General features: G+C 61.0%; 20 protein-coding genes and 1 pseudogene. 13 read left to right on the top strand and 8 right to left on the bottom strand.

The window, feature by feature from the left end; translation table 11 throughout:
• The first annotated feature begins 5 nt into the window (after positions 1 to 5).
• The 5 genes from rfbD (at position 6) to BHK69_RS07900 (ending at position 4,585) form a co-directional block, all read left to right on the top strand.
• A complete protein-coding gene (gene rfbD, locus BHK69_RS07920; protein ID WP_069689621.1) occupies positions 6 to 896 on the top strand; it encodes a dTDP-4-dehydrorhamnose reductase in 891 nt (296 codons plus the stop codon).
• Positions 897 to 902: 6 nt separating this feature from the next.
• Positions 903 to 1,778: a glucose-1-phosphate thymidylyltransferase RfbA gene (rfbA, locus tag BHK69_RS07915; RefSeq protein WP_069689620.1), complete on the top strand. Its 876-nt coding sequence runs from the start codon at positions 903 to 905 to the stop codon at positions 1,776 to 1,778.
• Between the two features lie 12 nt (positions 1,779 to 1,790).
• Entirely contained in the window at positions 1,791 to 2,726 is a 936-nt protein-coding gene (locus BHK69_RS07910) for a glycosyltransferase family protein (RefSeq protein WP_148663350.1), read from the top strand.
• A 306-nt stretch (positions 2,727 to 3,032) separates the two neighbouring features.
• Positions 3,033 to 4,187, top strand: a complete 1,155-nt coding sequence (locus BHK69_RS07905) for an acyltransferase family protein (RefSeq protein ID WP_083269192.1) — start codon at positions 3,033 to 3,035, stop codon at positions 4,185 to 4,187.
• A gap of 200 nt (positions 4,188 to 4,387) precedes the next feature.
• A complete protein-coding gene (locus BHK69_RS07900) occupies positions 4,388 to 4,585 on the top strand; it encodes a hypothetical protein (protein WP_069689617.1) in 198 nt (65 codons plus the stop codon).
• Here BHK69_RS07900 and BHK69_RS07895 read toward each other — a convergent pair.
• The 4 genes and pseudogenes from BHK69_RS07895 to BHK69_RS07880 form a co-directional block, all read right to left on the bottom strand.
• Positions 4,564 to 4,740: pseudogene (locus BHK69_RS07895) on the bottom strand (IS21 family transposase); the annotation flags it as partial. The gene BHK69_RS07900 and the pseudogene BHK69_RS07895 sit on opposite strands and share 22 nt — an antisense overlap.
• Before the next feature lie 105 nt (positions 4,741 to 4,845).
• Positions 4,846 to 5,655, bottom strand: coding sequence for a rhamnan synthesis F family protein (locus BHK69_RS07890; RefSeq protein ID WP_069689615.1), 810 nt, complete (start codon positions 5,653 to 5,655; stop codon positions 4,846 to 4,848).
• Positions 5,656 to 5,930: 275 nt separating this feature from the next.
• The gene (locus BHK69_RS07885) at positions 5,931 to 7,379 is read right to left on the bottom strand and encodes a glycosyltransferase (protein WP_069689614.1); all 1,449 of its coding nucleotides are present in this window, start codon (positions 7,377 to 7,379) and stop codon (positions 5,931 to 5,933) included.
• 48 nt (positions 7,380 to 7,427) lie between these two features.
• Positions 7,428 to 9,050, bottom strand: coding sequence for an ArnT family glycosyltransferase (locus BHK69_RS07880; RefSeq protein ID WP_069689613.1), 1,623 nt, complete (start codon positions 9,048 to 9,050; stop codon positions 7,428 to 7,430).
• Between the two features lie 287 nt (positions 9,051 to 9,337).
• On the opposite strand from BHK69_RS07880, the gene BHK69_RS07875 reads away from it, so the two are divergent.
• From BHK69_RS07875 to BHK69_RS07865, 3 genes are read left to right on the top strand one after another with little or no spacing between them, the layout of a single operon-like run.
• Positions 9,338 to 11,371, top strand: coding sequence for a glycosyltransferase (locus tag BHK69_RS07875; RefSeq protein WP_069689612.1), 2,034 nt, complete (start codon positions 9,338 to 9,340; stop codon positions 11,369 to 11,371).
• A gap of 35 nt (positions 11,372 to 11,406) precedes the next feature.
• Positions 11,407 to 12,477 carry a GDP-mannose 4,6-dehydratase gene (gene gmd / locus BHK69_RS07870; protein WP_069689611.1) on the top strand — a complete coding sequence of 357 codons (1,071 nt, stop codon included), beginning with the start codon at positions 11,407 to 11,409 and terminating at the stop codon, positions 12,475 to 12,477.
• Positions 12,478 to 12,513: 36 nt separating this feature from the next.
• Positions 12,514 to 15,855: a glycosyltransferase gene (locus BHK69_RS07865; RefSeq protein ID WP_069689610.1), complete on the top strand. Its 3,342-nt coding sequence runs from the start codon at positions 12,514 to 12,516 to the stop codon at positions 15,853 to 15,855.
• 12 nt (positions 15,856 to 15,867) lie between these two features.
• On the opposite strand, the gene BHK69_RS07860 is transcribed toward BHK69_RS07865, so the two are convergent.
• The 4 genes from BHK69_RS07860 to BHK69_RS31330 all read right to left on the bottom strand — a co-directional run bounded on the left by BHK69_RS07860 (position 15,868) and on the right by BHK69_RS31330 (position 21,418).
• Positions 15,868 to 17,121, bottom strand: coding sequence for a class I SAM-dependent methyltransferase (locus BHK69_RS07860; RefSeq protein ID WP_244548435.1), 1,254 nt, complete (start codon positions 17,119 to 17,121; stop codon positions 15,868 to 15,870).
• A 96-nt stretch (positions 17,122 to 17,217) separates the two neighbouring features.
• Positions 17,218 to 18,297, bottom strand: coding sequence for a CDP-glucose 4,6-dehydratase (rfbG, locus tag BHK69_RS07855; RefSeq protein ID WP_069689609.1), 1,080 nt, complete (start codon positions 18,295 to 18,297; stop codon positions 17,218 to 17,220).
• Positions 18,294 to 19,067: a glucose-1-phosphate cytidylyltransferase gene (gene rfbF, locus BHK69_RS07850; RefSeq protein WP_069689608.1), complete on the bottom strand. Its 774-nt coding sequence runs from the start codon at positions 19,065 to 19,067 to the stop codon at positions 18,294 to 18,296. Before rfbF ends, rfbG begins: the two co-directional genes overlap by 4 nt.
• Positions 19,068 to 19,069: 2 nt before the next feature.
• Positions 19,070 to 21,418: an FkbM family methyltransferase gene (locus BHK69_RS31330; RefSeq protein WP_083269189.1), complete on the bottom strand. Its 2,349-nt coding sequence runs from the start codon at positions 21,416 to 21,418 to the stop codon at positions 19,070 to 19,072.
• 108 nt (positions 21,419 to 21,526) lie between these two features.
• Here BHK69_RS31330 and rfbC point away from each other — a divergent pair, with 108 nt between their 5' ends.
• Genes rfbC through BHK69_RS07820 form a run of 5 tightly spaced genes read left to right on the top strand, consistent with a single transcriptional unit; the run spans position 21,527 to position 24,905 of the window.
• Positions 21,527 to 22,063: a dTDP-4-dehydrorhamnose 3,5-epimerase gene (rfbC, locus tag BHK69_RS07840; protein WP_069689607.1), complete on the top strand. Its 537-nt coding sequence runs from the start codon at positions 21,527 to 21,529 to the stop codon at positions 22,061 to 22,063.
• Positions 22,060 to 22,815: a cephalosporin hydroxylase family protein gene (locus tag BHK69_RS07835; protein ID WP_069689606.1), complete on the top strand. Its 756-nt coding sequence runs from the start codon at positions 22,060 to 22,062 to the stop codon at positions 22,813 to 22,815. The genes rfbC and BHK69_RS07835 overlap by 4 nt, the downstream gene beginning before the upstream one ends.
• Complete coding sequence (locus BHK69_RS07830; RefSeq protein ID WP_083269188.1) at positions 22,803 to 23,351, top strand: GNAT family N-acetyltransferase; 549 nt, start codon at positions 22,803 to 22,805, stop codon at positions 23,349 to 23,351. Before BHK69_RS07835 ends, BHK69_RS07830 begins: the two co-directional genes overlap by 13 nt.
• Positions 23,348 to 24,079 (top strand): WbqC family protein, encoded by a 732-nt coding sequence (locus BHK69_RS07825; protein WP_069689605.1) that lies wholly within the window; start codon positions 23,348 to 23,350, stop codon positions 24,077 to 24,079. Before BHK69_RS07830 ends, BHK69_RS07825 begins: the two co-directional genes overlap by 4 nt.
• Entirely contained in the window at positions 24,069 to 24,905 is an 837-nt protein-coding gene (locus BHK69_RS07820) for a phytanoyl-CoA dioxygenase family protein (protein WP_069689604.1), read from the top strand. Before BHK69_RS07825 ends, BHK69_RS07820 begins: the two co-directional genes overlap by 11 nt.
• Positions 24,906 to 24,948: the final 43 nt, after the last annotated feature.

The raw sequence follows: 24,948 nt of genomic DNA, 5'->3' as shown, positions 1-24,948 counted from the left end.
GCGCCATGAGGATCGCCGTCACCGGACAGGCCGGCCAAGTCGTGCTCGCCATGCTGGAGCGGGCGTCGGCAGGCGATGTCGTCATCCCGCTCGGCCGCCCCGGCTTCGATCTGGAGCGGCTTGAGACGATCGCCCCGACTATTGCGGCCAGCCACCCCGACATCGTCGTCAACGCCGCGGCCTTCACCGCCGTCGACGTCGCCGAGAGCGAGGCTGAGACCGCGATGCTGATCAATGGGCAGGCTGCCGGCGAAGTGGCCAGGGCCTCTGCTGCACTCGGCGTACCGGTGATCCAGATCTCGACCGATTATGTCTTCAATGGTGCGCTGGACCGGCCCTATCGCGAGGATGATACGGTCGGGCCGATCTCGGCTTATGGCCGCAGCAAGCTCGCCGGCGAGGTGGCTGTCGTGGCCGCAACCCCCGACCACGCCATTCTGCGCACCGCCTGGGTCTACAGCCCCTTCGGCAAGAATTTCGTCCGTACGATGCTGCGCCTGGCCGAGACGCGCAACGAGATCGGCGTTGTCGCCGATCAGCGGGGCTGTCCGACCAATGCGCTCGACATCGCCGACGCCGTCTTCACTGTTGCGAGGAATTTGCTGGCCCGGCCGCAGGATGGGCGCCTACGCGGCGTCTTCCATATGAGCGCCCAGGGCGAAGCCGTCTGGGCCGATGTCGCCGAGGCGATCTTTGCGCAACGCGCCGCCATGGGGGCCGCCCCGGTTGTGGTCAAGCGCATCGCGACCAGGGATTATCCGACACCAGCAACGCGCCCGGCAAATTCGCGGCTCGATTGCACCAAGCTTGCTACCATCCATGGCGTGACGCTGCCTGAGTGGCGCGGATCGCTTTCAAGCTGCCTGACGCGGCTCATGACAGAACAGACGGGATAAACGACGATGAAGGGCATCATCCTGGCCGGCGGTTCCGGAACCCGGCTCCACCCGATGACGCTGGCGATGTCGAAGCAGCTCCTGCCTGTCTACGACAAGCCGATGATCTATTATCCGCTCACCACGCTGATGTTGGCGGGCATCCGCGAGGTGCTGATCATCTCGACGCCGGCCGACCTGCCGAACTTCAAGCGCCTGCTCGGCGATGGTTCGGATTGGGGCATGACGCTGAGCTATGCCGAACAGCCCAATCCCGGCGGGCTGGCACAGGCCTATATCATCGGCGCCGATTTCGTCGCCGGCGAGCCCTCGGTGCTGATCCTGGGCGACAATCTGTTCTACGGTCACACGCTTCCGGAAATGATGGCCTCGGCCGCCGCGCGCCCCAAGGGCGCCAGCGTCTTCGCCTATCATGTGCGCGACCCGGAGCGTTACGGCGTGGTCGATTTCGACGCTGACGGCAAGGCGAGCTCGATCGAAGAGAAGCCGAAGGTCCCGAAGTCGAACTGGGCTGTCACGGGGCTGTATTTCTACGATGCGCAGGTCGTCGAGATCGCAGGGAATCTCAAGCCCTCGCCGCGTGGCGAACTCGAGATCACCGACGTCAATCGGGTCTATCTCGAGCGCGGCGAACTCTCCGTCGAAACCATGGGACGCGGGTTCGCCTGGCTCGACACCGGCACGCCAGACAGCCTGCTCGAAGCCGGTGAGTTCGTGCGCACACTGGAAAGCCGCCAAGGCCTTCGCATCGCCTGCCCAGAGGAGATCGCGGCAAGGCAGGGCTGGATCGACGCGCGACAGCTCACCAGCCTCGGCGAGCGCCTCGCCAAGGGCGATTACGGCCAGTATCTGCTGCACGTGGCCCGCGATATCAGCGCCTAGAGCCAAGCCGGCGTGGCTTATGCCCCTCTCCCGGATCCCCCTGACGACCGCGTCCCGGGCGCTGTCGCAGCGGCAACCGTGCTCTATCGGCCGGACGCCGGCGTGCTCGACGCGCTGCTGACGCCGCTCGAGGCTGACGGCCTGCGCCTCTTCATCTTCGCCAATGGGCCGCTGGACGAAGAGATCGAGCGCAGGCTTGCACGATCCCCCCAAGCGGCGCTCATTCGCGCACCGGAGAATATGGGTCTCGGCCACGGTCTCAACGCCGTCACCGAGGCCGCAGCGGCGGAGGGCTTTGCGTTCGTCCTGCTGCTGGATCAGGACAGCGTACCGACGTCCGGGATGGCGGATGCCCTACTCGCGCATCTGGGGGCCCTCGCGGCGTCTCCGACGCCTCCCCCCGCCGTTATCGGTCCTCGCCTCGTCTCGCCGGCCGAAGAGGGCTATCTCGCGCCCTGGTATTCACGACGCACGGCGAAGGACGGCGTGGCTGAGGGCGCCGTCGACTTCCTCTCGACCTCGGGCTCCCTGGTCTCGCTTGCAGCATGGCAGGCGGTCGGGCCATTCCGGGCGGATTACTTCATCGACGGAATCGATGTCGAATGGTGTTTCCGCGCCTGGAACCGCGGTCATGGCTGCTATCTCGCGGAAGAGGTGACGATGCCGCATCGCTGGGGCGGCGCGGCCGAGAACGGCAAGCGCCAGCCGCAAATCCTGCGGCAATCGCCGCTGCGCTCCTATTACTATCTCCGCAACGGCCTCTACGGCCTACGGCTGGCGCATATCCCGTGGAGCTGGCGCCTTCGAACAGCAGCCCGGGTCACGGCGCAGGCGGCGCTGCTGCTGCTGGCGCACCGCTTCGACCGCCCCATCCGGCGTCTCGTCTTCACAGCCTTGCGAGACGGCCTGCAAGCGCGGCTGGGCCCGGCTCCGCCAGATATCGCCTGAGCCAGAGCATTTTCCGATCCAATGGAATCGTGAATGTCAAACGGCACGCAATACTGCTCCCCGATCGGCGTCTAATGTTGACCCCTTGATGAGGTGAGGCGGTCAGGAGGCGGCGCGGCGCAGCTGGCATGGGTGGCGCAGCCGCGCCGGCTCTGGGTCGGTGGTTTAGCGCGAACGATCAAATGGCATCGGATTGAAAAGTCGAACAGTCGCTCCAGCCCATTATCCGGAAGCCAAAGCCTCTCGCCAGTGGCAGAACCGGTTGGTCCCGTGCTACGAGCCGGCGCAAAGGCTGGCGAGGTTGAGATGACGACTGTTGGTGATGCCCGCCTGGGCGCCGTCGATGCACTGCGCGGCTATGCAATAATAGCGGTCCTCGCGGTTCACTGCACCGAAGCCGTCTATCCATCTAGCGCCAGGATGCTCCTGGCGGGGCAGTTCGGGGAGCGAGGCGTCCAGCTTTTCTACATTGCCAGTGCCTTCTCGATGTTCCTGGCGCTTGAGCGGCGGCCGATTGGTTCGGCCATCGACCTGCGCGATTTCTGGATCCGTCGTTTCGCCCGGCTCGCGCCGATGTTCTGGCTGGCATTCATGGTTTATCTGCCGATCTATGGCGACACGCCGAGCTTCTGGGCACCCGAAGGGCCCGCGCTGCTGGACAAAGTGCTGACGGTTTTGATGCTTCACACATGGTGGCCGACGGCTGCCAATTCCATCGTGCCCGGTGGCTGGAGCGTCGGCGTCGAGATGACGTTCTATGCCGTGCTGCCTGTGCTGGTGATGCTGGTGCGGAATCTCTGGGCAGCGCTCCTGCTTCTCGCCGCGGCGTTCGCGGCGTCCTATCCGGCGACGCAGCTACTGGAGCTGCTCTACGCTGGCACGACGACGCCGGTTCTGATCAATCAGTTCGCGACCGTCCTCAGCTTCCCAGCTCAGGCGCCAGCGTTCACCTGCGGGATCGTGCTTTATTTCCTGCACAGGGCTGGAGCACGGCTGCACTGGAGCGCGGCGACGGTGCTGCTCTTCGTCGGCCTCGCCTTCATGGCGCTGATCAAGAACGATACCGGCTATTGGTTCGTGGTGCAGGGCAAGGCCGTGTTGTTCACCAACCTGACGCTCTTCGGCCTCGGCCTGCTCGGATTTGCTGCAGCAGTGGTGCTTTGCCCGAGCCTTCCGTTGAACAACCGCGTCGCGCGCTATGTCGGCGAGGTCAGCTATAGCCTTTACCTGATCCACATCCTCTGGATCTCGTATGTTCTCAAGTCCACCAAATGGCTTGGGCTAAATCTCGCCGGCGACGTTGGATTTGTCACGTTCACGATTATCACGGTGATCACCGGCACCGCCGCAGCTACAGTAACTTACCGGCTCGTCGAAAAGCCCGCGATCGCATGGGCTAAGCGCTTAAGCGACCGCAGCAGGAGGCCGGTGGAGTTCGACGCGGTCAGCCAATCAACATAACCGTCATGGTTCAAGGCTTAGCCCGCTGATCACGAGTCCCCGCTCCGGGGGAGCGCGTTCGCCAGCGGCTGGCTGAAAGCTCGGATCTGCTCCCAGGCGTAGTACCGTGAAAATCGCCCGCACATCATCTCGCTCCGAACTGCTGGTTTTGCACCACGCCACCCTCGGCCTGGCCGAGCGCCTCAGCAAGGTCGCGCCTCTTGCGGCGTGAGTTCGGCCACGAGGGTGTCCAAAATCCTGAGATCGACGGCATTGCCTATCCGCTCAACGGTCAGATCGACACGCCGCAGGCCGGGATCGCTGGGCTATTCGATCTCAATGCGCGTGCCGCCGCTGATGCGGATGACGCTGTGTTTCCGTCGCGGGTTACCATTCACCCGATCTTCGGCTGGAGCTGAACCTTCCGCTGGCACTCGAACAACGTCGCGCCCGAGCGCAGCATCTTGCGCACCGTGTTCCGCGAAACGTGCAACGCGCGGACAATCTCGTTGATCGTCTTCCCCCGGATCGAAAACTCGCGCCGGATCCGCGCAGTCGTATCGACGCCCTTCATCTCCCGCCCGCCCGTTTGAAACCTAAATGGGCAGTCTCTCCGAAACCGGCTCAAGGGGGTCAAAGTTGGACGCCGATCCCCCGCCTCACGGGGTCAAACCGCGCCTCAGCCCAGAATGCGCCCGCGCAGATCGCGGACGGTGAAACCGCGCGCCCAGGCCGCGATGGTGAAACAGCGCTCGACCGCGTGATGCAGGGTGCCGTCGAGCTGACGCTCCTCCGGCTCGAAATCCTCGGGCTGCAGCTTGAGCTCACGCAACGCCGCAAAGGCCGCGGGCCTGAACCAGAACATCGAGCCTTCGAAGAAGCCGAGACGAACCGCAACCTCAGGCGCGTCCATCCGCCCAGCCAGCTCCCGCACGCGAGCCTCGTTCTTCATCCAATAGGGCGGGCTCGTGCGAAAGCAATTGCGCCAGCCGACCATGCCGGTCGACGGGTCTGCAAAATCCGTAAGGACACGCAAAGCCGCGTTGCGTTCGCCACACAGCATGTCGAACAGCAGCTTGCGACGGATCTCGCCGTCAAGCAGATGCGGGCTGCGCTTGGTGTGCAGCTTGAGCACCGCATCATAGCCATCAAGCGCGCCGGAACCCAGCACCGTCAGGAATGGAGCGATGTCGCGGCCCCGGTTCTCGCATGGATGCAGAATGACATCGGGCACTCCAGCGAGATATTGCTTGGTGATCTCCATACGCTCCGCCGGCAGTGTCACGTGAAGCGGAACGATGCCGGGCAAGACGGCCCTGCATGAGAGAATCTCGTCAAGCAGCTCAGCGTAGTAGGCGTGCGCGATCAGGGCGACCTTGATGTCAGGAACCTGCGAAACCGGATTTACGCCAGCTAGCGCCGCCCGCAAGCGGCGGCCAGGCCCGGAAACGAACAAGGCTCCCAGTGTTACGGTCGCGATCTTGTCCATGACATGACGCGCAAAGGCATAAGGGTATTTTCTTAAGGCGCTCATTGAAGACCTTGCCTCACAGCCTGATCAGTGCGTGCAAAGGCAAGCCGATTGCTGACCTGCCCATCCGCGCGTTCTGTCACATTCCCGCCAACCGTCGAGCCTGCAAGCGCGCGCCAGCGCCCCCCTTGTCGATACCGCTGCACCGGGCGCGTTGCCGCCGGGCCGGATACGGCATTGGGACGCCGCACTTGATCGGTCAAAGCACTTGGCCGATCAAAGCATTTGGCCAGTCAAAGCGCCTTGATCTTGAAAAAGGCGAACACGACCATCTTCAGCAGCAGCCAGCCATGCGAAAAACGCGAGATCTGCGTCTCGCCATAGGTCCGCGCAGCGTACCGCACGGGCAGGTCGACGGATTTGAGCGACATCTTGGCTGCACCAAAAATCAGGTCGAAATCGCCAAACGGATCGAAATCACCAAAATAGGCTCTGCCTTCCTTGAGCCGCTCGTAGTCGACCCGGCGCATCACCTTCGTGCCGCAAAGCGTGTCGGTGTAGCGCTGATTGAGCAGCCAGGAGAAGAGGATCGAGAAGGTCCTGTTGGCGATGAGATTCAGGAAACGCATCGCCTCGTCCTCCATCGGATAAACGAGCCGCGAACCGTTGATGTACTCGCCCTTGCCGGAGACGATCGCCTCCCAGAATTTTGGAAGCTGCTCGGGCGGCATGGTCAAGTCGGCGTCCAGGATCATCAGAACATCGCCGCGCGCGACGTCGTAGGCCGTGAAAACCGCGTCGGCCTTGCCCTTTCCGGGCTGTTTCATCACCTTGATGTCATATTGAGGATAAGCCGCCTGAACGCGCAGGCACTCCTCATAGGTGTCGTCCTTGCTGTTGCCTTCGACGAAGATGATCTCGATATCGTCGCAAAAGCGCGGAATGCGCTGAACGGCCGGTTCAATGTTGCCTTTCTCGTTGCGTGCCGGGACGACGATCGAGACCGATTTGAGGCCATCGTCCTTCATGACCAGCGAACGCGCCACCAGATAGTGACGAAGCGCCAGCGACCGCACCAGTGGAAGATGGCTGACGAAACGGTTCAAAGCCGAGCCAAGCCCGAAAAGCCTGAAAGGCGAAATCAGGCGCGCCTCCGATTTCACAGGTTCGAAATCGGCGAGCTCGGCAAAAGCCCGCAAATCAGCAGGCGACAACACATTGGAAGGCTCCGACGGCATCCTGACGCCAAGAGCTTCCGCGCCCGACAACAAGGGCTGCCAGAGATGCGAGAAATAGGCGACGACGAGACGCGTCTTGCGATCACACAGCCGATGAAGCGACGCGATCAGCGCCTGCACATCCTTGATGTGGCCAAGCGTATCGACGATCAGGATATAGTCGAACGGCCCTTGAATGGCTGCCAGCGTCTGCGGATTCTCGACATCGCCAACGATGAAATCCAGACCCGCATGGCGGCTGCGCGCGACCTCGACCATCTTTGGGCTGAAATCGACCCCCACGCCGCGCGACGGCTTCAGCGCCGCCAGCGTATCGCCGATGCCGCAGCCGATCTCGAGGATCGACTTACCCTCGGGGATGATGAAGCGCAGGTACTTGTTGTCCTCCTCGTGGAAGAACTCAGCCTTCTCGCGCCATTGCGCGCGCTGCTCGGCAAAGCGCTCGGAGCTTTCGAAAACTGCAAGCCTTGGACCTGCGAGATCAGGAGTTTCCTGTTTGAACATGAACAATCGTGCCTGAAAGTTGTCGTGCCGGCTTGAGCCTGGTTGAGGTCAACGGCGTCTGTGAAAGATCATCAAACCGCTGTCACGATCCTGGGTCGCCGTGAAGCGCGGATCGGACGAAAGCCTCTCCACGACGACGCCCGATATACGGTTGAACAGGTCGGGATCGCGCTGGCGGTCAGGGGTGAAGGTTACGAGATAGTCTGCGTCGAGGCTGTCAATCCTCGCCAAGGCCTTATCGAGATCAGTCTCCGCGTAGCCAAGGCTCGTATAGTAGCATCTGTGTCGCGTCTTGCGTTGCTGCTTCGCCGAAAAGAAGGCGGCGGAATTCCCATTGAATGATGGATACTCCACCCCAATGATCGCATAGCGATTTGGCCGCGACGCGGAACAGCTTTCCGTCACGGCGCGCGCAAGAAGGTTCTTGCGATCGGTGTCAAGATCGACCTGCTTGAGCCAGACAGAGGGTTGGAGCCCGAGTGGATTGTAGCCATGCGCGAAGCTGACCGCATAGACCGCGTTGCAGGCGACGGCAATGAAGGCCAGGAGCTGGAGCCAACGCCACCGCAGAACCGTCAGCGCCCAGCCCAGGAGAACGGCAATCATCGGCAGCGTCGGTGACAGAAAGCGCGTCTCTTCATTGATCTGAGTGGCGAGACCGAGAACGGTGAGCGCAATCGTGCCGATCAAAGCTCCCGCATAGAGGAAGCCATTGTCGAGAGCGAGGAGCGGCCATTGATTGCGCGGCGCCTTGACGACGTTCGCGAGGCAAACCGCGAAGGCCAAGATAATCGGCCCGCCAATGACAACAGCAATGAACGGCCAAGGCGACAGCGCCACGGCGAGCGACTGCACCCAGAGGGAAAGCTTGCTGCCAAGCGTTCCAACGTTGCCATATGCCAAGGCGACATCATTCAAGGTGGAGTTACGGAAATGCTGGGTCATCGGGGCCCAATTGACCCAGTACCAGCCCACGCAAGCGGCACATATCAGAGCGGCGGCCAGCGCAAGCAGAAGTACACCAACCGGTCGCACAGCCTGCCGAGCATCCGTTCTGATCAGGCAGGCGACGATGCAATAAACGGCAAAGGGGATGGCGAATGTAAAGCTCGATGCTTTGACCAGCATCGCAAGCGCCATGATGAGAACGCCCCACAGAATCGTGCTCGCGACAGCTCGCCGCTCGACCTTCCATATGAGGTCCAACATGATGGCGACGCTCAGCATCTGCAGCGTCTCAGTCAGGAACTGGTGCGACAACCCCAGCGACAGCGAACTGCCGCCAAAGGCGAGTACACCGGCCAATTGAGCCAGCACGCCACAGCCCATGCGGGCGCAAATCCTGGCGATGAGCAGCAGCGTCGCGAGCTGCGCCAACACATTGACCATCAAAAGCGCGGGTTCGATATCTCCCAGCCAGCGCGACAACGGCGCGAAGAACTGAGCGACCCAGGCGAGCAGCGGCGGCTTCGAGCCGAAGGCGGCGAGAGAGGCCCTAAGCCACTCCCAACCATTGCCACGGCGCGATTGGGCAAGATCGAGAGCGACCTCGCCATACCAGGCCTGATCCCATGGCCAGACCGAGGTATCGCGCAGAACCCAGAGGAAAGTGCTGCCGATCAGGCCCAGCACCACAATCACAACGGCTGGGTTGATCCGCTGTGTGGTCACACCATGAGACATATCGAGAGGGAAACCGTACAAACCGCGTCCAGAAGCCCTCCTTGCAGACGAGCAGCTGTTCAATGTCAAGGGCGCTCGCACGATAAGTAGAACGAATCTCCATGGAATCCAGACAGCTACGGTTCAGATATGGATCGATACAGCACTCCGCTGTCTCACAACGTCCAGGCTGAAGCGATAGCAGTGCTGCACTGGCCAAAGCGTGCCTGCTTGCCCCTGAGTTTTCCAACGGCTACACGAACAGGCCGCGCAGAAAGTGGTTGAAACTCTCCAGAATGACCGAAAATACGTTTCCGCTGCTCGACGTCAGCATGGTGGTCAACATTCATGCAGGAGGTAACTACCTCAGGCGAACCATGCGCTCGCTGGAGGCTGCCGCCAGAAAAGCCCGCTCCTCCGGTTTGAAAATCGAGCTGCTGCTGGCGCTCGATCGATCACCGCCCGAAACCCTGGCATGGGTCGAAGCCTATCACTCCGACGCCTTTGAGCGCACACGCGTCATTCGGCTGGACAACGGCTCTCTAGGGCTGTCGCGCCAAGACGGTCTGCGCCACGCCCGCGCGAACTACATTCAATTTTGCGACGAAGACGACCTCATCTCAAGCAACACGACGCTCGTCTCGCATCAAACGGCGCTCAAGCATTCGCCCCGGACGATCATCGTCCCCGAGTATCTTTTCGGCTTCGGTTCGCTTCATCTCCTGGCGGTCTACAACGGCAGCGCAAGCATACCCCCGATCGCCTTCTTCTCGCAGCATCCATACATATCGCGGCTTTTCGTCCACCGTAGTATTGTCGATTTGAACCAGTTCATCGATGTCCGCCTCGGGCCGGGCTACGCTTATGAAGACTGGCACTTCAACGCCACGGCAATCGCCAAGGGCGCCGAGTTCGTCGTCGCTCCGGCCGTCATCCTGTTTTATCGCCATCGTGCGAACAGCCTGTCATCCAATATGAACAATCAGTCGGCGCGACTGATCCCGCCGACCCCTCTGTTCGAGCCACAAACCTATCTCGCACTCGCAGCTCCCGGCGCGCGCCGCTTCCTCCGGCACGGCCAGGACGCGGTCGATTGCGAGACCGAACGCTCGCGCTTCCTGATGTCGCTCTCGAATTGCGAGGAAGTCAGGCTTGCCAACCTGATCGATCCGGCAATTTCACTAGGATCGATGGAGCACTGCCCGGTCGTTTCAACGCGCAATGGCGACTTCGCGGCCGGCGTCGGTTATTTCGAGGCATGCCGGCGCGTTGCCGGGCTTCGCTTTACCGAAGTCGGCATCGTCTCGACGCCGACCTCCCCCCAAGGCAAGACGGTTTTCGCCGCGCTCAAGGCGCTTTCGGATATCGACAGCACTACGCGAAGCCTCCTCCTCGTCGATGACCCCGCATTTGACGAGGACATGCCTTCGATGGCTCTCGGCAACGCCGTCATCATCAATCTTGCGCATCTCGTCAAAGGGTTGTCGGCAGACCAGCGCGATCTCGTCGCCTATCGCCTCATCGAGATCGCCGCCATCGGCGCCCGACTTCACCTCGCATCCGGCACGATGTCAGCACGCATCCTGGGCCGCTATGGGCGATTGTTGGCGGATCGCGACAAGATCTTTTACAGGGCAGACGATCGAGCGACGCCTGTTCAAGGCTTCAGCATGATCCAACCCGATCCGTTCGACTTCCTCTCGGAGTTCCTTGACGAGGCGACGCTGGTCATCCACTCCTCGGAAACGGGGCAGCGGGACGATCGAGCCAGGCTTGATCGACGCGCGGACATCTGGCGCATCGCCTACTCTCCAGTGGAACTCGACGCTGAACGGCCCGCTCAACAGCCGTTGAACCACCGCATTTTGGCAATTGGCCTCACAGCACCGGAAGCGGCTCAACTGCAACAACTGTGTCCTGCGGCAGGGCTCAAGGTACGCCTCGTCACGGCCACCGAAACTCCGGCGGAGCACGAACTCGCAAATTTCGATCTGGTTCTGCTCATGAACGGGTCGGCAGCGACTTATGACGAAGTCGTCGCCCTGCTTCGGGCCGGATTGCCCATCGTTGGGGCCGATGTCGCCCCCCTGTCGGAGGTCATGGCCAGAGGCGCGGTCTTCTTGACGATTTCCGCGTCCGACAGCACAAGGCTCGCCGAGGCCAGGGACTGTTTCGCCGCATTCTATCGTGACGCCTCACTGCGCGAGCGCCTGACACTTGGAATTCGGACTTTTCTGGAGACACACCACTCACCGGCCAGCCATCGTTCTTGCATCGCAGAACTTCTGAAGACCCCGGCTGCCCGCCTCTCCAGCCATTCGTTCAATTAAGATAAACGCCAGATAATCGGCGAAAGGACAAAATCATGACGAAGAAAACTGCCTTGATTACTGGCGTTACCGGGCAAGACGGCGCCTATCTGGCGGAGCTTCTGCTTGGAAAAGGCTATACCGTTCATGGCGTGAAGCGGCGCTCATCGTCGTTCAATACGAAGAGGGTCGACCATCTCTATGTCGATCCACATCGGAAAGACACGAACTTCTTCATGCACTATGGCGACTTGACGGACTCGACCAATCTGATCCGTATCGTCCAGGAAACCCAGCCGGACGAGATCTACAATCTCGCGGCCCAGAGCCACGTAAAGGTTTCGTTCGAAACGCCGGAATATACGGCCAATGCGGATGGCATCGGAACCCTGAGGCTACTGGAAGCTCTGCGTATCCTGGGGCTCGAGAAAAAATCGAAGTTCTATCAGGCTTCGACATCCGAGCTTTATGGCGCGGTTCGCGAGGTTCCCCAAAGCGAGACGACGCCCTTCAATCCGCAATCCCCTTATGCGGTCGCCAAGCTCTATGCCTATTGGATCGTCGCCAATTATCGCGACGCCTACGGCATTCATGCCTCGAACGGGATTCTGTTCAACCATGAGAGCCCTATCCGCGGCGAGACTTTCGTGACGCGAAAGATCACCCGCGCCGTCGCGGCAATCGAGTTGGGACTGACAGACCGGCTATATCTCGGGAATGTCGACGCCAAGCGCGATTGGGGGCATGCACGCGATTATGTCGAGGGAATGTGGCTGATGCTTCAGCAGCCCGAGCCCGACGACTACGTCCTGGCAACCGGCGAGATGCACTCCGTTCGTGAGTTCGTAGAGCTGGCGTTCGCGCATGTCGGACGCACCATCAGATGGGAAGGTGCCGGCGTCGACGAGAAAGGCATCGATGCGGAATCCGGAGCGACGCTGGTGGAGATCGACCCCGAATACTTCCGCCCGACAGAGGTCGAGCAACTGCTGGGGGATCCCACGAAAGCCAAGACCAAGCTGGGCTGGTCCCACAAGACAGGCTTCCAGCAATTGGTTCAGGAAATGGTAGCCAGCGACCTCATCGAAGTCGAACTGGAGAGAAAGGGCGGTGTTCGCCATAGCTGAAGCAATTTGCAGCGCGTTCGACTCCAGGATTGCTCGATGGACGGCTTGATCGACATGGACGAAAACCTGTCCGTCGCATTGTCGGCGCACGGCTTATCTGCGGATGTCCGCATCCTGGAATTCCGCTCGCGGGCAATCAGCGCGCCAACTCTGCGAAAGGCTCTCATACCCGACATTGTCGCGATTTTCCTGAGACGCGACTCGGCCGATCAAGAGCCTTTCTGGCCGTTCTGGCCGCTCGCCTTCGACCTGGGCTTCGTGCCCGTCGCTTGTGACGCATGCGGCGATCTCTTCCTGCGTTCAAGCCACGTAACTGACATTTCGCGCCTGGGCGGCAAGGCTCGCGGCCAGGTCACTATGTCCTCGCTGGGCTCCAACGGCCGTTTTGCCAACCAGATCTTCCAGCACGCCTATGTCAAATTTTACGGCCTACGCTATGGCTGCGCGGTAACCTTTCCCGAATGGGACGGGAACGGCATCTATACCATCGCCGACCCCAAGCCGGAGACGCCGCTACCGACCGAGCTTCGCTATTTTGCCTTCGACAATGACGACCTCGAGCTCTGGAAATTGGAGGCGCCGCTGGTCGATGCCGATTTCTGGGGGTATTTCCAGGAATTGCCTGCTTGTTGGGGCCCCCATCGCGAACTTCTGCGCCGCCTTTATGAACTCGGGGAGGCTCAGGCGGCCGATGTCGAGCGAAGGCTTTCCGTGCTTACGGAAGGCGGCACGCGCCCGCTGATCGCGATCCATGTTCGCCGCGGCGACTATGTCGAACTGCACAAGAACGGCCTGCCCTGGTACCGCCCGGTTCCCGAAGCCTGGTATGCCGACTGGCTCGATGCCGTTTTTGCCGATCGGCCAGACGCAGTCCTCTATGTGGCAACCGACGCGCCCGACGATGTCCTGCCGGCATTTGCGCGCTTTCGTGCGAAAAGCCTGAGCGACGTTGAATCCGTACCAGGCCTGCCATCCGCGATGCTCGATTTCGAAATCATGCAGCGGGCCGGCCAACTTGCCGTCTGCAATTCAAGCTTTTCGCGCATGGCGGCAATCCTGGCGCCAGACAGCCAGAACGCCGTCATCGCCGATTTCGGCGGGCAGCGCCTCACGCCATTCGACGCCTGGAGCTTCGAGCCGTTCTGGTCACGCTTTGAAGGCAAGGGCCTGGAGAAGCAGTCGCCTATCCTGGGCTATGGCGCAGAGCCCAAGCGCCAACGCAATCTCGAGCTACGACGACAAGCGGCGCTGGGGCTGCAGACCTATCGTGATCTCACCAAGCTGGCAGCCGACTACACCAAGCTGGCAGCCGACTACAACAATCTCGCCGACCGCCATCAGCAGTTGAACCATGAGCACAGCCACTTGCTGTCACAGATCAGTCGAGAGGCCGTCAAGGCAGCCGACTTGACCACGCAGTTGCAGCAGGCTCGCGGTGAAACCGCCCATCTTCAGATCGCCATCCGGGGTGAAATCCTCCGGCGGCCAAGCCGGATCGTTCATAGGAGCCTGTTCCGTTCGCTATATCTCGGCACTCGTATAGGCCGGCGCTTGCTGGGCCCGACATCAGGCTTCGTGACGGCCCATCTCAGCCCGATGATCGATGCCTTGCGAGAATACCGCCACCGCGAGGCACTCCAGCTTGGGAGGCACGCGATCGGGAGCGTCCTGCGTCGATACGCGATATTGCAGCCGGCATCGGTCGCCTCGTCCCATGCCCAGACGCCCCAGGCCCCGACGCGACGGGCCAAGACGCCTAACAAGACCCGCTCCTGGCAGGAGAGCGGCTCAATCTCGCCAGTTGCCGTCACCCGCCCCTTTGAGATGTTGCGCCCCGATGGCCCCGATCTCGCCGAACAGATTGAACAATCTGCGGCCGAGATTCTCGCAATATCAGCCAAGGGGCTCGAGGCGATCACGATCGAGCAGTGGCTGGCGGCCGGCCTGCTGCTCGCGGAACAGGATATCGATGCGCTGGTAACGGCCGCATCACCGGAAGCCGGCCTGCTGTTCGTGCGACGAAGCGCGATCCTCCAGGGGTTACCGGCCAATAAGCGCCTCAAGCGTGGACTCGCGCCAAAAACCTGGATCACCCGGCTGCGCGACGGGCTGTCCTTATGCTATTCCTGCGCCTCGCTGCAGCCTGGCGCCAATGATGCTGTCGCCACCGCGCTCGGCCCACACCACCCGCTTTTGACAGCGGATCCCATCGGCGGAGCGGAACGTCTCGAAGCAGCGTTGCAGTCGCTGCCCGCCCGTCAGCGCGACGACGAGCGACCGCACTGTCTCGTCGTCGTGCCCTGGCTGCCGATGGGAGGATCGGAGGTCGTTCTCCTCGACGTCTTGAGCCGTTTGGCGAAGGACTGGCGAATTACCATCGTCACCATGCTGCCAAGCGAGCACGCCATGCGCGGCGCATTTGCAACCGTGTCGCAGGATATCCTCCATGCCGGCGATCTGCTGGATGCCGACCGATTGGTCGCAACGCTAGCGGCACTGGTCCAGGTCGAAGGCTCCCTTGCCATCCTGACGAGCAACTCGTCGCTCACCTACGAGCGCGCCCCGGAGTTGAAGGCCCGTTTCCCCCATCTCGCCTTCATCGACATCGTGCATAATGATCTTGCCGAGGGTCATATCCGGAACGCGGCGCGGTATTCGGCGGCCTTCAGCACGCATGTCGCGATCAGCGCCAAGGTCCGGAATTCCCTGGTCGCACGCGGAGTACCAGCCGAGCGCGTAAACCGGATTCCGAATGGAATCGACATCGACCTGTTTCAGCCGGCAGCGGACCGGGCATCGCTCAAGGCTGAGTGCGGCGTGGCCGCAGGAGACATCCTGCTAGGTTTCGTCGGCAGGCTCAGTGGTGAGAAGCGGCCTGACAAATTTCTCGACGTCATCTCGCGACTGTCGGGAGATCTTCCGATCAGGGCAATCATGGTCGGAGATGGCGAGGAACTACCACAGCTGCAAAAGCGCATCGCTACTGAGAACCTGCCGGTCCGCATCATTGCCAAACTGGACCGTTCCAGCCTGCCCCGCCTCTATGGGGCGCTCGACATCCTCGTCATGACCTCGTCGATCGAGGGCATGCCGCTGGTGATGCTCGAGGCCCTGGCCTGCGGAACCCCGGTCGCGAGCACCCGCGTCGGCGACGTGGAGCGCATCATTCGCGACGGGGAGAACGGTTTCCTCGCCTCTGTCGACCATGTCGAGGCTCTCGCAGACAGCATTCGCGGCGCCGCCCAGGCGGGGCGACTCGCAGGCATGCGCGATGAGGCACGCGAAAGCATCATCGCTTCCGGCATGACGCGAGACGCCATGCTGGACGGCTATGCCGAGGTCATGTCCGGAGTACTGGCGCATGGGGCGCGCGCCTGACCGACACTGCCATCAATCAAGGATGCAAGGGCTCGGTATCGGAACGATGAACTTGGCGCCCCATTGGCGCACATGGCTCATCGATTCGACGATCTCCTGGCGAATATTCCAAGGCAGGATCAGAATGTAATCGGGACGATGCTCGTCGATCGCCTCGGCGCCCAGAATGGGGATTCCGGTGCCTGGCACGAAGCGGCCCTGCTTGTGCGGATTGCGATCGACGACGAAGTCGAGGATATCCGTCTTGATCCCGCAATAGTTCAGGAGCGTCGTTCCCTTCGCCGCAGCGCCATAGCCGCAGATGCGCGCGCCACCCGTCTTGAGTTCGATCAGAAGCTTGAGCAGGCTCCGCTTCGTCTCGCGGACGGATTCCGCAAAGGCCGTGTAAAAGTCATCTGTGTGCAGGCCCGCGGCCAGCTCCTCGGCACGCAGGGCTTCTAGCGCGCCGGTTTGCGGAAATGGCGCGGCCTGGTGGCATATGAAGAGACGCAATGAGCCGCCATGCGTCGATAGCCTCTCCGCGTCGTAGACCCGCAGACCGGCACGCGCGAAGAGCGGTTCAAGCGCCAGAAGCGACAGATACGAATAGTGTTCGTGATAGATCGTGTCGAATTCGCAATGCCTGACGAGTTCCAGCAGGTGCGGAAATTCGAACGTCGCAGTTCCGGCAGGCTTCAACAGATTGGCGAAGCCCGATACGAAGTCATTCGGATCGGGCACATGGGCGAGGACATTGTTCGCCGCGATCAGATCCGCCTGCCAACCGTCCTTGGCCAAGGCGGCCCCCAGCTCGGCCCCGAAGAAACCGACGCGCGTTTCGACGTTGAAATTGCGCATGGCGGCTTCAGCGCAATTCGCGGCGGGATCGACGCCGAGACACGCGATTCCGCGAGCAACGAAGTTCTTCAGGAGATAGCCGTCATTGCTGGCGATCTCGATAACGCGCGATGCGGCGCCAAGCTCGAAGCGATCGATCATCGCCGTGGCGTAGCGTGCCGCATGAGCCAGCCATGAGGTCGAGACCGACGAGAAATACGCATAGTCCTCGTTGAAATGGACTTCGCGGCTCTCGAAATCCTCGAGCTGCACGAGCCGGCATTCCGAGCAGACGAAGGCTCTCAGAGGGTAAAACAGCTCGGCCTGCCGGCGCGCAGCGATGCGCGGAAAGGCGTTGGAGATCGGAGACAGCCCGAGATCGGCGAAGGTCGCCGTCAACGCCGCGCCGCAAGAGCGGCAGACCGCACCGGAAAGTTCCATGTTCGACATTGCGCAGAATCTCGAGACTTCGATCAGAGGCATGACCCCATATACGGGTTCGGAAACCGGGGCTATCGTGCAGGCTTGATTTTGAGCGGCCGGTGGTCAGGGCCGACCTGTCACGCCCAGTTGCATGAAGGCTTCGATCTCGCCTCGGCAGGCCAAACGCATGTCGCCTCCGCCGAGATAGGCCCCATACCATGCCGCCGTCGCTTCGATCGCTGCGGAGGCTTTCAACCGGTCGCGCCAACCCAGCGTCTCATGTGCAAGCGTGACATCGAGAGCCAGCGTCTTGGCCTCGGTGGGGCCGGCACTCTCCTGTGCCAACCAGGCGCCCGGATGTCCCAATGCGCGGCAAAGCTGCTCGACGACATCGGCCACAGCCAGGCTGCCCTCCGGGCCAGGGCCGATATTCAAGGCAGGCGGCAACGGTCCATCGGCGACAAGCGCCTGCGCATAGACGAAATATCCGGCCAGACAATCGAGCACATGCTGCCAGGGCCGCGTCGATTGCGGGTGGCGGATCGAGACATGAGTGTGATTCTGGATGGCCCTGACGATGTCGGGCACGAGCCGGTCCTCAGCGAAGTCACCACCGCCTATGACGTTTCCACCCCTCGCCGTCGCCAGACGGATGTTGGAGGCCGTGAAATAGCTCCGGGCATAGGCGCCGGCGATCAGTTCCTGGGCCACTTTCGACGCCGAGTAGGGCTCTTCGCCCCATAACGGATCCGTTTCGCGGAACGCGGCGCCCTCATTGCGGTTGCGATAGACCTTGTCGGTCGTGACGATGAGAACGGCGCGCAGGCCGTCCCGATGCCTGAGAGCCTCCAGCAGGTTGACTGCGCCGCCGACATTGCTGGCAAACGTATCGACAGGGTCGCGATAGGCCCTGCGGACCAGTGCCTGCGAGGCGAAATGCAGCACGATCTCGGGCCGCGCCCGCTCGACGCAAGCGCGCACGGCCGCAACGTCGGCGAGATCACCGATCATGCTGGTGACGTCAGCATCGACGCCGGCCAGTTCATAAAGCGACGGAGCCGTGTCAGGCGCGCGCGCGAAACCGAAGACATGCGCTCCCATCGCCGACAGCCAAAGCGCGGCCCAGCTGCCCTTGAAACCGGTGTGGCCCGTCAGGAGGACGCGCCGGCCCTTCCAAAAGCCTGCGTCGACCACCGTGCTCACGGCCAGACCTTCCAAGGTGCGCGGCCGCTGCTCCAGAGCTCTTCGAGCAGGTTTCGATCGCGCAACGTGTCCATCGGCTGCCAGAAGCCGCGATGGCGATAGGCGCCCAGCTGCCCTTTGCTGGCCAGTGCCTCGAGAGGAGCTCCCTCCCACGACACCTGGTCACCATCGATCATGTCGATGACCTGCGGGTCCAGAACGAAGAAGCCGCCATTGATGAAGCCGCCATCGCCTGGCGGCTTCTCCATGAAGCGCTTGACCGTGGTCCCGTCCAGGTCGAGCGCGCCATAGCGGCCTGGCGGCACGACGGCCGTCAGCGTTGCCAGGCGGCCGGAGCGGGAGTGGAAGTCGACGAGTGCGGGGACGTCGATATCGGCGAGCCCGTCGCCATAGGTGAAGCAGAAGGGCTGCCCCGGGTCCAGATAATCGCGGACCCGCCTGAGACGTCCGCCCGTCAGCGTCGTCTCGCCCGTATCGACCAAGGTGATGCGCCAGGGCTCGACGGAGCTCTGATGGTAGGTGATGCGGTTCTCGATCGCGTCGATCGTGACATCGGAGTGATGCAGCACGAAATTCGCGAAGTACTCCTTGATCATGTAGCCCTTGTAGCCGAGGCAGATCACGAAATCGCGGATGCCGTGCTGGGCATAGACCTTCATGATGTGCCACAGGATCGGCCGCCCGCCGATCTCGATCATGGGCTTGGGCCGCAGAACCGATTCCTCGGAAATACGGGTTCCCAGCCCGCCGGCGAGGATGACGGCTTTCATTATCAGTGCCTGACCTGCACGTCGGGGAGCTCCGCAAGCAGTGTCGGTAGGTCGAGCGGTTCGCGCGACGCGACGAAGACCGAGCGGGTCAAGCCCTTGCCATGCTCGAGCCCGCGCCAATCGAGCGGGAACTCCGGATGCCAAGGCTGCGTGCGTGTCACGTAGACATAGGGGAACAGCGTCTTCAGGGTCTCGAACACCCAACGCCGGCTCGGGCGACAGCCCGTGCCGCTGCGTGCCTGGCTGGGCAGATCGTCTTCCTTCACGAGATTAATGCTGAGGTCGGTCTTAGGAGAGACGCAAGTTTCGAGAAGCAGCATGCCACTACAAAGGCGCGACATCGTCCTGAGCGCTCGCTCGGGATCATTCAAATGATAAAGCAAGCCATAGGCGTAAACGATCTCATAAGGGTCCGAGAAGTCGGGCTCTTCGTCGAGATCGATCTGTGCCGTCCGCATCCACGAGAAGCGATCTCGCAATATCTCATAGAGTTCGGGCCTGCCGTCCGTGACGCAAAGCGGACAATCGCGGTCGATGAAAAAGGTCGTGTGATCGCCGATGCCGGCCCCTAATTCGAGCACCGAACGCTCCGCGATCGGCAGGCCGAGGGACGCGAGGTGCTCCTGCCGCCGCAAGGTGTGGCGGATATAGTGATCGGCGCGGAACTCATCGTAGAAACTCTTCTGCCAACTTTTGTCGGAAGGTAGTTCCTTTGTTAGCGCTTCAGGCTTCGATGCTGCGATCGGCTGCGCTTTCTTGAGTTCTGACATCAAAACAGGCAGATGCTCAGGAAGCGGCCGCATGACGAACCGCTTGTAGAAGCGCTCGTAGCGATATCGCAGAGATGTGAGAAGCTTTGTCCAAAGATAATAGGGCGTCCCCTTTGCAACTTCGCGATACGCCCCGAGGTACGTTCCCGCATCAGATTCGGCGTAGATGAAGCGATGCGGATCATCGACATCGAAGCTCTCGGCATCGGTGTTGTGCCGTTTGAAGAACAGTGGCTCAGGCGAAACCTCTATCTTGTTCCGACACAGGAAGGCGTAGGCAAAGACCATATCCGCCCCCCAAACATCGTGGAGGTTGTCGAGCATTGGCAAAACGTTTGCCAAATTCTTCCGGCGATACAAAAGATTGAACACGTTGGCTTTACCGAGAACTTCGGGCTCGAAGATATATTTCGCGAGATCAAGCGGCTTTACCCAAGTACTACTGAAACGGACCAGGTTCGGGATTTCCCGCATAACGCGATCCCGGCTGTTGATCACCTCAAGATGGGTCATCCAGCCGCCCAGGTCCGGTCGCTCGTCCAGCGCTCGGACTCCCTCTTCCAGGAAGGTCGGCCGCCAGATGTCATCATCTGCAGCCCAAAGAAAGAGGTCCGCCCGGGCTTCCGCGAAAACAAAACGAAAATTATCACCTGGACCGATATTACGTGGCTGGCGTACGATTTGAATACGATCGTCGTCAGCTGCCGCGGCGAGCGCAATCTTCCAAACGTTCAAGTCGCTCGAATGATTGTCCGAGATAATTAGCTCGAAGTCGCGGAAAGTTTGAGCGCGAATAGACGCGATGGCCTTCGCGAGTAATTCAGCACGCTCGAAAGTCGGCATCCCGATAGAGACGCGTGGAACCGGATACTGTTCGTCGCTGCATTCGAGCGAGGCAGCCGAAGCAACGTCTGAACGCACATAGATCGTATTGATATGATCACGGAAGGTATCGACGTAGCCAAGAGCCTCTATTCGCCGGCGCAGCGTCTTGACCGGCTCCGTGACACGCGCGTTGTCGCGAAAATCCGGGTGCTCATCCTCAAGCTCGAGGACCATGACTTTGGGGCGCCAGTATTCTATATCAAACCCGGCCATGACCTGCGCCTCCGCCCCCTCGACATCGACGACGAGAACGTCGAAATCGGGCTCGAAACGAGTCTGCCTCAGAATGACGTCGAGACGCTCGGTCGGAACCTGGCGGCTCTCGCCGCGATGGAGCCCCTTGGCCCAATCGATTCGCTCATAATCGGCCACCTGCTCTTTCACGAGCGTCGTTAGCGTATCGCCTACGAATATCTCCGCTTGGCCGGCACTGTCAGAAACCGCACTTACAAGCACCGAAACATTGGGATTGTCAGAATGGCGCAGTCGGCATTTTTCCGCGAATTCGCTCACGGGTTCGATATACAGCCCCTTCCAGCCTACATCCGCCAGGCACGAGGTATTAGAATAGCTCTCACCGTCGTAGGCACCGACTTCGACGAACGAACCGCCGGTCTTACGGCCGAACAGGGCCTCCCATTTTCCGCTGAGGTTCGGAATCTGGCAGGTGGCAGGCGGCCGGTAAAATCTGTTCATGCGTTCGGCTCTGAAGGGAAAGGGAATATTGCTCTCTGTTGCAAGTTCGCATAGCAAGCGTACCTCCGGCCCACAAGGTCGCCCTCAGCCTTCGGACATTGGATTCGCATGCTGTTGGACGTATTGCCCCTCACCGGTGCGTTCAAAATCAGGCTCGATACGCAGGCCGATGAACGCGGTTTCTTCGCGCGCCGTTTCTGTGCCGCGACCTTCGCCGATCACGGCCTCGAAACCGATTTCGTGCAGCGCTCGGTTTCCTACAATGCCCGTCGCGGGACGCTCCGCGGTCTTCATTTCCAGGCGCCCCCCCATGCGGAAACCAAGATCGTACGCTGCACGCGCGGCTCAATCTTCGATGTAATCGTTGATCTACGCGCAAAGTCTCCGACTTTTGGCCGCTGGCACGCCGAGACGCTGACGGCAGACAACCACATCGCGCTTTACGTCCCCAAGGGCTTCGCGCACGGTTTCCAGACCCTTGAGGACGTCACCGAGATCGACTACGAAATCACTCCCGCCTATGTACCGGGCTTTGCTCGCGGCGTTCGGTTCGACGATAAGGAACTGGGGATCGAATGGCCGATATCTTCGGCCATTTTGTCGGATCGCGACAGAAACCTGCCAGGCCTCCGAGGACTAAGATGAGCGCCCTAACCGCCGATGACCGCGCCAAATTCGAAAGCGACCGGCAGCGAAACTGTCTGGCGCTTGGCCGTGACCAGTCCGCCTTCGACCAGGCCGCAGCGGCTCTGACGACAGCCGACAAGCACAGTTATGCCTACCTGTGGAGTTGGTGGGGACTGCCCATCATCCAGATGCCCGCCGATATCATGGCCACGCAGGAGGTCGTCTTTGCAACGAAGCCAACGGTCATCATCGAGACCGGCGTAGCCAGGGGCGGCTCGCTCGTCTTCATGGCGTCGCTGCTGCAATTGCTAGGCCGGGGCAAGGTCATCGGCATCGACATCGATATCCGGCCGCACAACCGAGACTCGATCGAGCGGCATCCGATGTCTCATCGTATCGAACTCATTCAAGGCTCTTCGACAGATCCTTCCGTTCTTGAGCAGGTTAGGCGCCTTATCGGGCCGGAGGACAGCGTTATGGTGGTTCTCGACTCGGACCACAGCAAAAGCCATGTGCTCGCTGAACTCAGGGCTTATGGGCCGCTGGTCACCAAGGATCAGTACATGATCGTGGCCGACACACTCCTCGGCCAGATCGACGCCGACAAGACGCCCGAGAAACGCTCGAAAATCTGGCGTCCCGGCGATGAGCCCTTCGCGGCCGTCAAGGATTATCTCGGCGAATCGGACCGCTTCGAGACCGATCTGGTGCTGAACGGAAAGCTGATTTTCGCGAGCTCGCCGGGCGGATATCTGAGATGTCGAGGGTAGCCCGAGCGGTGGAAACGGAGCCGCAGACAGCCGTCGTGCTGCGCCCAGCCTGCGACGATGATTTCGAAGCACTTGCAGCCTTGCGAGCCGACAAGGATGCGCAACATTTACTCCTTGCGCATCCAGAGTCCGTCAATGGTAACGTGCAAGACTGGCTTCAACGTCGTCGGAGCGATCCGGATGGCTATTTCGCCGTGGTGACGCCGGCTTGCGGAGTTTCCGCAGTCGGATTCGTCCAGCTTGTCGGTATTCATCGCCTCGATCGCTATGCTTTTGCCGGAATCGCGCTTCTGGACAGCGCGCGAGGACAGGGCTTCGGTCGGGCGGCCATGCTAGAACTCATGCGGATCGCACGAGACGAGCGCGGCTTGAGAAAGCTGCTGCTTTATGTTCGAAGCGACAATCTGCCAGCGCTGCAGCTTTACCATGCGATAGGCTATCGCACAGTCGGCGTGATGCGCGAGCAATACGACGATGGTGCACGGCTGCACGATGTTATGCTGCTTGAGATTCTGCTGGCAACCGCTGCCCAATGACGACCGTCGTCATCTCGCAGCCGATGCTGTTTCCCTGGCCCGGATTCTTCGAACAGCTCCAACTGGCCGACGTCTTCATTCATCTGGACGACGTTCAGTTCTCGAAGGGCAGCTTCACGAACCGCGTGCAATTGCAGCACGGCGACGAGACGCGATGGCTGACCGTCCCCCTGCAAGGCAAAGGCAGCTTCCAGCTGATAAAGGATTTGCGACCAGCCAATGATTCATGGCGCCGTGATCATGTGACGGCGTTAACTTCGGTATTGGCGGCGGCGCCGAACTGCGCCGAGGCGGTCGCCCTGTTGCGGGAGGCATATGCGGAAGACAGCGTCGTGGACGCTCTCATCGCAAGCATCGACGCCAGTGCACGGAAACTGGGTATAGGCGCAGATCGAAGCATCCTAAAGAGCAGCGAAATGGATGTGTCAGGTCGATCATGGCAGCGCGTGCTTGATCTGGTTCTCTCCGTTGGCGGAACGCGTTATCTGACGGGGCACGGAGCGGCTGAATATCTTGACCATAGCGCCTTCGAGGCAGCCGGTGTGACCGTACTGTACATGGACTACAGTCTGACGACATGGCCCAGGGACGGCTCCACGGCCACGCCCTATCTATCGGTGCTCGATCTGATTGCCTGGGCTGGAGAGAATGCAGCGAGTTATCTTCATCCCGCGACTCTGTCGTGGACTGAATTCCTTCAGAAGCGCGAGTTGAACAATGAGCAATGACGTGGTCGTGACAGAGTTTCGAAAGAACGGTTTCTTTCTGATCAAAAATTTCTATGACGTCGAGACCGAGGTGGCACCGATCCAGAATGCGATCCGCGACATCGTGCTGGCTGTAGCCAAGCGACACGGCGTGTCAGTCCCCGCATCAACCTCCTTAGAGGCGCTGACGGTCGGCTACCGGGCGCTTATCAAACACGACAGAAGCTGGGGCGCTGAAGTATACGACGCCGTGAAGCAGATCCCAGCATTCCTGCGACTGGTATCTTCTGAGAAGAACGATAGAATTTTTAAGGAAATCCGCCAGAATTCCCTTCCCGGCATTGCAGCTGGCGGCTTCGGTATTCGCATCGACAATCCCAGCGAAGACCGATTTCGCTCACCGTGGCATCAGGAATTCCCAGCCCAATTGCGCAGCCTCGACGGCATCGTGTTCTGGACTCCGCTGCTTGAGATCGCCGAAGACATGGGGCCGGTGGAGATTGCGGCCGGCTCGCATGCCGAGGGCATCATCCCGGTCTATGAGGAGAACGCCTCCGGTCGCGCCGGCGCCTATGCCCTGCGCCTCGATCGGGAAGAGGAGCGGCTCGCAAAATACCAGAGGGTCGCCCCACTAACGAATCCAGGGGACCTCGTCCTGATGGATTTCCTCACAATGCACCAGTCGGGAGAGAACAGATCGGACAAGCCGCGCTGGTCGATCCAGTTCCGCTACTTCAATTTCAATGAGCCGCTCGGCCAGCGAATCGGCTGGACCGGTTCCTTCGCCGCCAACGTCGATTTTCGGCAGGTCATTCCCGAGCTCGCAGCCCCCGGCTACACGCCATGATGGGGTGCCGTGTCTGCCGATCCGGGGACATCAGGACCATCTA

Source organism: Bosea vaviloviae, assembly GCF_001741865.1.
In the GTDB taxonomy this organism is placed as follows: Bacteria; Pseudomonadota; Alphaproteobacteria; order Rhizobiales; family Beijerinckiaceae; genus Allobosea; species Allobosea vaviloviae.
Note: the sequence above shows the minus strand (reverse complement) of the source record. Positions and strands in the feature narration are given on the sequence as shown.

Excerpts from the sequence above, each read along its gene's own strand:
- rfbD (WP_069689621.1), top strand. The coding sequence starts at position 6 with ATGAGGATCGCCGTCACCGGACAGGCCGGCCAAGTCGTGCTCGCCATG.
- rfbA (WP_069689620.1), top strand. The coding sequence starts at position 903 with ATGAAGGGCATCATCCTGGCCGGCGGTTCCGGAACCCGGCTCCACCCG.
- BHK69_RS07905 (WP_083269192.1), top strand. The coding sequence starts at position 3,033 with ATGACGACTGTTGGTGATGCCCGCCTGGGCGCCGTCGATGCACTGCGC.
- BHK69_RS07890 (WP_069689615.1), bottom strand. The coding sequence starts at position 5,655 with ATGGACAAGATCGCGACCGTAACACTGGGAGCCTTGTTCGTTTCCGGG.
- BHK69_RS07885 (WP_069689614.1), bottom strand. The coding sequence starts at position 7,379 with ATGTTCAAACAGGAAACTCCTGATCTCGCAGGTCCAAGGCTTGCAGTT.
- BHK69_RS07875 (WP_069689612.1), top strand. The coding sequence starts at position 9,338 with ATGACCGAAAATACGTTTCCGCTGCTCGACGTCAGCATGGTGGTCAAC.
- gmd (WP_069689611.1), top strand. The coding sequence starts at position 11,407 with ATGACGAAGAAAACTGCCTTGATTACTGGCGTTACCGGGCAAGACGGC.
- BHK69_RS07865 (WP_069689610.1), top strand. The coding sequence starts at position 12,514 with ATGGACGGCTTGATCGACATGGACGAAAACCTGTCCGTCGCATTGTCG.
- BHK69_RS07860 (WP_244548435.1), bottom strand. The coding sequence starts at position 17,121 with ATGTCGAACATGGAACTTTCCGGTGCGGTCTGCCGCTCTTGCGGCGCG.
- rfbF (WP_069689608.1), bottom strand. The coding sequence starts at position 19,067 with ATGAAAGCCGTCATCCTCGCCGGCGGGCTGGGAACCCGTATTTCCGAG.
- BHK69_RS31330 (WP_083269189.1), bottom strand. The coding sequence starts at position 21,418 with ATGAACAGATTTTACCGGCCGCCTGCCACCTGCCAGATTCCGAACCTC.
- rfbC (WP_069689607.1), top strand. The coding sequence starts at position 21,527 with ATGCTGTTGGACGTATTGCCCCTCACCGGTGCGTTCAAAATCAGGCTC.
- BHK69_RS07835 (WP_069689606.1), top strand. The coding sequence starts at position 22,060 with ATGAGCGCCCTAACCGCCGATGACCGCGCCAAATTCGAAAGCGACCGG.
- BHK69_RS07830 (WP_083269188.1), top strand. The coding sequence starts at position 22,803 with ATGTCGAGGGTAGCCCGAGCGGTGGAAACGGAGCCGCAGACAGCCGTC.
- BHK69_RS07825 (WP_069689605.1), top strand. The coding sequence starts at position 23,348 with ATGACGACCGTCGTCATCTCGCAGCCGATGCTGTTTCCCTGGCCCGGA.
- BHK69_RS07820 (WP_069689604.1), top strand. The coding sequence starts at position 24,069 with ATGAGCAATGACGTGGTCGTGACAGAGTTTCGAAAGAACGGTTTCTTT.